The organism is Lyngbya sp. CCY1209 (assembly GCF_035615495.1).
Taxonomy (GTDB): Bacteria; Cyanobacteriota; Cyanobacteriia; order Cyanobacteriales; family Microcoleaceae; genus Limnospira.
The window spans coordinates 36,979-43,148 of sequence record NZ_JAJENU010000599.1 but is presented as its reverse complement, the minus strand read 5'-3'; the positions used below and the strand labels follow the sequence as shown (position 1 = coordinate 43,148).

At 52.9% G+C, this 6,170-nt stretch carries 6 protein-coding genes and 1 tRNA gene; 6 read left to right on the top strand and 1 reads right to left on the bottom strand.

Annotation, left to right across the window (positions count from 1 at the left end; translation table 11 throughout):
* The 4 genes from LKE08_RS22340 to LKE08_RS22325 form a co-directional block, all read left to right on the top strand.
* Positions 1-1,809, top strand: a 1,809-nt coding sequence (locus LKE08_RS22340) for a virulence-associated E family protein (protein WP_324706476.1), incomplete at its 5' end; no start/stop codon positions are given.
* A 30-nt stretch (positions 1,810-1,839) separates the two neighbouring features.
* Complete coding sequence (locus tag LKE08_RS22335; protein WP_324706475.1) at positions 1,840-2,994, top strand: tyrosine-type recombinase/integrase; 1,155 nt, start codon at positions 1,840-1,842, stop codon at positions 2,992-2,994.
* A gap of 204 nt (positions 2,995-3,198) precedes the next feature.
* Positions 3,199-3,387: a hypothetical protein gene (locus LKE08_RS22330; protein WP_324706474.1), complete on the top strand. Its 189-nt coding sequence runs from the start codon at positions 3,199-3,201 to the stop codon at positions 3,385-3,387.
* 428 nt (positions 3,388-3,815) lie between these two features.
* Positions 3,816-4,610 (top strand): hypothetical protein, encoded by a 795-nt coding sequence (locus tag LKE08_RS22325; protein WP_324706473.1) that lies wholly within the window; start codon positions 3,816-3,818, stop codon positions 4,608-4,610.
* 210 nt (positions 4,611-4,820) lie between these two features.
* On the opposite strand, the gene LKE08_RS22320 is transcribed toward LKE08_RS22325, so the two are convergent.
* Positions 4,821-4,894: transfer RNA gene (locus tag LKE08_RS22320), tRNA-Arg, on the bottom strand.
* A gap of 49 nt (positions 4,895-4,943) precedes the next feature.
* Here LKE08_RS22320 and moaC point away from each other — a divergent pair.
* Positions 4,944-5,459 carry a cyclic pyranopterin monophosphate synthase MoaC gene (moaC, locus tag LKE08_RS22315; protein WP_324706472.1) on the top strand — a complete coding sequence of 172 codons (516 nt, stop codon included), beginning with the start codon at positions 4,944-4,946 and terminating at the stop codon, positions 5,457-5,459.
* A 232-nt stretch (positions 5,460-5,691) separates the two neighbouring features.
* A complete protein-coding gene (locus LKE08_RS22310) occupies positions 5,692-6,168 on the top strand; it encodes a DUF4079 domain-containing protein (RefSeq protein WP_324706471.1) in 477 nt (158 codons plus the stop codon).
* Positions 6,169-6,170: the final 2 nt, after the last annotated feature.

The following is a 6,170-nucleotide window of genomic DNA, read 5'->3' as shown; positions in this document are numbered from 1 at the left end:
TCAACCTGGACATCGGCTCAACGGCGCAACCCGACCCCGTGTCTGAGTGATGACAAGATAGAGAACTGTATCAAGGCTTATCGGAGACAGCCACTCAACGCGATCGGTCCGTCGTTTCGGCAGGAGACGAGCGCCCCGGTGGAAAAGGAAACCCTGCAAATTCTCAAAGACCTGGAAAATATCAAGCGCGCCTTTGGTGGAAGGATTCAATACAACACCCGATTCAAACAAGTTGAAATTGACGGCGAACCACTCAACCCCGATGCCCCCGAAATTGACCTGGCAAAGAAGGGGAACATTCAGATCAAAGGGAGTCTGAGAGTCAAACATCAAATCATCCTTGATGTCGCCAAAGAAAACAGCTTTGACCCGTTCCTGAATTACCTGGAAGATTGCCATAGGAAGCGGGATGGGGTCAGCCGGATCGCAGGAGCTGCACAACGCTATTTCGGAACGGAAAACCCATTGCACCAGCGTTATTTAGAATGCGTTTTGGTCGGAACAGTCGCCAGAGCCTACAAACCCGGGTGCAAATTTGATACCCTATTTATCCTGCACGGCGAGCAAGGGTTGGGGAAATCAACGTGGTTCAGAAAGATGGTCAGCGATAACTTGTTCTGCGATGACATGGGAGATTTTAAAGACAAAGATGAACGGCTCAAAATGCACCAATCCGTCTGGACAGAATGGGCTGAAGTGGAAAACAATATCAATCGCAGTACATCGGGAAAAATCAAGGCTTTTATCACAACCCAAACGGATAATATTCGCCCCCCTTACGCCCAAAGATCGACACCATATCCCCGCATGAGTGTATTAGTCGGCTCCACCAACCGAACCGACTTCAACCACGATGAGACGGGGGCGCGTCGGTTTATGGTCATCCCCGTCTCACAACCCATTCCGGTTGACTTGGTGGATGAAGAGCGCGATCAGGTTTGGGGTGAAGCAGTTGACCTCTATAAACAAGGCTACCGATTCCATCTCACCCGCGAGGAACAGCAGCAAGCTAACCTACTCAATGAGGAGTTCACCGATCGCGGCTACCTACACGATCTGATTGAGGAGTTTGTCGCAGATAGGGACGAGGTTTGGACTGAAGAGATCAAGGAATGGCTTGATACCAAAGAAGATGAAAAATACAAGATCGGCGAGTTCAGTCGCCTTGAGCGAGACATCAAGAAAGTGATGACGGGTATCGGCTTCAGGCACGGGCGCTGGAAGCGAAACAGCATCAAGCGATCTGGGTACAGAAGAATCCACTCTATCCAGCAGGGGGACAGGCAGGACAGGCAGGGACAGGCAGAGAACAGGCAGGGTGTCCCCCCTGAAACGCCTGCACAGCAAGACTTCCAGACACAGGGGACAGGCAGGACAGGCAGACAGGCAGTTTTTGAAACAAACGATCGCGCTACTCCCGATCTGATATCCTGTAACTCCCGTAACGAATATGTGAAGGCTTTTCAGGAAATCTTCAAAGACTTGGCGGGACAAGGTAAATACCGAATCGGACGAAAAAAACTCCTGCTCAAATTCAAAAAATGGGGTGAAGCCGAAGCCGTCCTGACAGAACTGATAGACATCTGGCGATTGCAGGAAATCAACGGCTACATTCACCCCGTCCCACCAACACAACGGCGAGAATGGTTTTCTGTTGGCAAAGAAGTTGTTATCACCAAAGATGGCGATAAGCTCAAAGGCATAACCGGCAAAATCACCGAAATCGTCAACGAGAGGACCGTCCGAATTACAGCCGAAAGACAGTCTTTTCAGTACCTGGTCAAAGACCTAAAACCCGGTGATATTTAACGCCGAAAATTAACCCCATCAATAACAGTTATGAAAAAAGCATCCACCCCTCGTTACAAGGGAAAAGTCGGGGTGTCTTGTGTCAGAGGCAGATTCAGGCTAACCCTTCCTCGCGAACTGTTTGGAAATGAACAGGTACATCTATACCTTGGTTTGCAAGAAACTCCAGAGAACCGAAAAATTGCAGAGGCAAGAGCCAAAACGATTGAAGCTGATATAGCTTTTGGCAACTTTGACCCCACACTGGAACGATACAAGTCAACGACAGCGACCCCCCAAAAACGACTCAAACCTCAAACCCTGGTAAAAGTTTTCGATGATTACATCCAAACTCGTAAAAGTCGCGTAAGACCGGGCACCTGGAACAATGGCTACTTGGTGACGTTGCGACGCATCGAGCGATCGCCGTTCTGCCATGCGGACATATCAACGATTGTCGGCCAAGACATTTTTGATTGGGCAATCCAGCATTTTACCCCCGATACCACCGCCCGGTTTATGACCCAACTCAACGCCGCATTCAAATGGGCGATCGCCAAAAAGTTGGCGAACGGACCGTCGCCATTTGATGGGATGAGTACAAAGGCCAAAAAACTTAAGAAGTCGGACGACGACGACGACATCAACCCATTCGGCAAGGACGAACGCGATCGCATCATCCAAAGTTTTGGAACGGACCCGCGGCACAGTCACAATCTTCTATACGTTCTTTTCTGTTTTTTTACAGGTTGTCGCCCATCCGAAGCGATCGCCCTGCAGTGGTCTGACGTTGCCCCCGACTATTCCAAAGTGACTTTCACCACGGCGATCGTCTCAGGGAAAGGAGGGCGCAAGCGCTGCAAAGGACTCAAAACCCAGAAGCGCCGCGAGTTCCCTTGCAACGAACAGGTTCAGGACATTCTCAAGGAAGCTCGATCGCGATCGAACTCGGAGATCGTGTTTCCCAGCAAAACGGGCAAGCCGATCCAGATCGGGGACTTCAGAGCGAGACACTGGAAACCCGTCCTTTTAGAGTTGGGGATTGAGTACCGGAAACCCTACCAGATGAGACACACCTTTATCACCCAATGTCTTGAAGCCGGGGTTGATGTCAAAGACGTGGCCCGTTTGGTGGGGAACTCGCCGGGAACGATTTATAAGAACTACGCGGGGAAGAAAAAAGGACTTTCAGTCCCCGAACTTTAAGGCGTTTTGATGTGCAATTGATGTGCAATTAAACATCATTTAAACAGAGCAAACTTGAAAAGCTTTACGCCGTCGGAAATGTGGCGTTTTGACACCGTGGGACTTGAAATCGAGTGAGCCGAAAGGTTCCGTGGGTTCGAATCCCACCCTCTCCGTTGTTTCAGCCCCATACCCAATCACCTTCGGCGATAATTTGGATATAATTTGGCGATAATTTCCGGGGTTATAGTCAAACCGAAACCGACCCCGCCCCCCGTCGGCGCGATCGCCCCCACCATCATCCCGATCGCTCCCGGACACTTCCACGCCCCGCGACGGTCAACCACGGGTGCCAAAGATTCACCCCGCAGCGATACCCAACACCGCCGATCCGCGATCGCCCCCTCACCATAACGGCTATCTTATCAATGTACATTGATAGGAACGGGGTCAACGGGAGTTGTTTTTTCTCAATATTTTGATGGATCATTGATGGATCTGATGGATCGTTGGTGGGCAAAAAAATGACTTCCGGTCTGGTGCGATCGGGGGTTGGTGTAGAAACGGAGGCAGGTGGGCTGTTATTCTGATTCGTCCACCAATTCTTCTTTTTCAGCTTCCTCTTATCCTTTCTTTCATCCCCATTACTCAGTTTTGCTTTCAACGACAATGACGGGCCGCACGGGGGCCGGATATGGACCGAACCGGCTCCCGCGATCGCCCGCTGCGGGTGAGGACATTTTGGAACCCGAAGCGAGCCCCAAAAAAACTCCGTGCATCCGGCGGAAAACCAATTGGGTTTCCGTAGCTGTGTTGTACATCCGTGCAATCGCTATCCGATCGTGACCCGAAAAAAAACGTCTTGCTTCGGGGGAAAGCCTACGGGTTTCCGTAACCCCGTAGAACAGCCGCGCGATCGCTCTCGGAGCGGACGGCAAACGACCCCCACACGGCGGGACTCCCTCAACCGAACATTTCCCCACCCGACCCGAAACGAACCGCCAGACGCGCCATCACCCCCCGCCAGATGCCTCCAATCGGCGGGGACGGGTCGCCGGAGACAGTCCGACCCGGATCGGCTCCCCTGGATTAAGTTACCACAGGAAATCGCGATCGCCGACGCCTCCGAATGGGTAATCCAGCAGATGTTGGTTGACGTTCCCCAGTCACTCCCGCTTGTCGCGTCATCAGTTCAAGCGAACTGCCGCGATCGCACTCCGCCTCCCCGTCCACCGTCGGCGGCGATCGTGCCACTGACGCCCCGGATCTGTTTCCCGCCAATTCCCTCCCACAGATCAAAGAGCCGACTGTATGACGGTCAGCAAAAATATCACAGTTTGAGGCTGACCAAAACGCCAGAGAACTGGAAAAATGGCTACCTGGTGACGTTGCGCCACATTCAGCGATCGCCGTACCGCCTGTCGCCCGTCCGAAGCGATCGCCCTCAGATGGTCGGATGTCGCCCCCGACCTGTCCGAACTGACATTCAACAGCGCAATCTTGGCGGGGAAGGGGGGACGCAAGCGTTATCAGGGACTCAAGACCGAACCGAGCCGGACGTTCCCCTGTGGCAATCTCCTCCGAGATCTTCTCACCTCAGCGCGATCGCGGGGGGATTCAGAACTGGTGTTCCCTAGCGTGACGGGCAAGCCGATCAATCCGGGTGATTTCACCCGCAAGCACTTGAGTTTTGATTTTTGAGTCAAAATTGACTGATTAATCAACAATTGACCAATTATTGAACCTATGTCAGGAATAGGTTATGAGTAACTTTTAAGTTGACAAATGGTTATAGCGCCTTGAGTCAAGTGCTGTAAACCGTTGCAGGACAAGGATTAAAAGGGAAACGGGCTAGGAGGGATTCGAACCCCCGACACCGTGGTCCGTAGCCACGTGCTCTAGTCCACTGAGCTACAAGCCCGAGCAGGCGTTTAACTGCCCGAGTTCTTATAATAGCACAGGTTTTCCAAATGACAAACAATTTTTCCGAAAATAATCCCCAACCCCTGACCCACCTGGATTCGAGCGGTGAAGCCCGGATGGTGGACGTGTCGGAAAAGGCCAAAACCCGGCGGCGGGCGATCGCGGCGGGGTGGGTGCGGATGCTGCCGGAAACCCTGGAGGCGATCGCGGCGGGCAATGCCCCCAAGGGCGATGTCCTCACCACGGCCAAACTCGCCGGCATCATGGCAGCCAAACAGACGGCTCAACTGATCCCCCTGTGCCACCCCCTGCCCCTGGGCAAAATTGACGTCAACCTCACCCCCGACCCCCAACTTCCCGGCTACCGGATCGAGGCGTCCGTGGTGACGACGGCGGAAACCGGGGTGGAAATGGAGGCGATGACGGCCGTTTCCGTCGCCGCCCTCACCCTCTACGACATGGCGAAGGGGTTGGAAAAGTCGATCGAAATTGGTTCGATCCGGTTGGTGAGTAAAAGTGGGGGGAAGTCGGGGGATTATTATGAGAGTCGGGAGGTGATTTGAGATGGGATGGAGTGTCATATCATCCGCAGATTACGCAGATTTCACAGATTTGTTATTTCCTATCAACCGAGAATTGGCTCAAGATTTGGGGGATTGAGGTGAGTGATTTCTCCGTGTCCTGGAGTGCCTGGAGTGGTGAAATTTTCCGCTCTCAACTCCGAGGCCGAAAACTGCGAGAATCTCAAAAAATACTATAATCTGGATCGACAAAATTGATGCTGAGAGAGGAAACATGGATGTGAGGGCTTTGTTGGAGCCGATCGCGGATTTTTTTGCGGGTTTCAACCTGCCGGAACCTGTCATCGAGTGGGGACACCCGGTGATGATGGGTATCGTCATTTTCGTGATGGGGAGTTTTGTCGGATATACCGGGTGGCGGGGGCGTTTGGCGGCGGACAAAGAGGCCGCGATCGCCAGCCGTTCGGGACACCGCCAACTCGCGCCGTGGATGTTTCTATTTATGGCTTTGGGCTTTATCGGCGGCCTGTTGTCTCTGGTGATGCAGGGGGAACCGATTTTTGAAAGTCCCCACTTTTGGACGGGTACGGCCGTTTTGGGGCTCTTGGGAGTCAACGGCGCTATCTCCCTGAGTCAATTTGGGGGCGATCGGGAAGGGTGGCGGATGGCCCACGCCTACATCGGCAGCGTCGCTTTGCTGTTGATGGTGGTCCACACGGTCTTGGGCTTAAAATTGGGCTTGTCCATCTAAAT

Bases quoted from the DNA above. Each gene is read 5' to 3' on its own strand.
- moaC (WP_324706472.1), top strand. From the start codon at position 4,944: ATGACAAACAATTTTTCCGAAAATAATCCCCAACCCCTGACCCACCTG.
- LKE08_RS22310 (WP_324706471.1), top strand. From the start codon at position 5,692: ATGGATGTGAGGGCTTTGTTGGAGCCGATCGCGGATTTTTTTGCGGGT.
- LKE08_RS22335 (WP_324706475.1), top strand. From the start codon at position 1,840: ATGAAAAAAGCATCCACCCCTCGTTACAAGGGAAAAGTCGGGGTGTCT.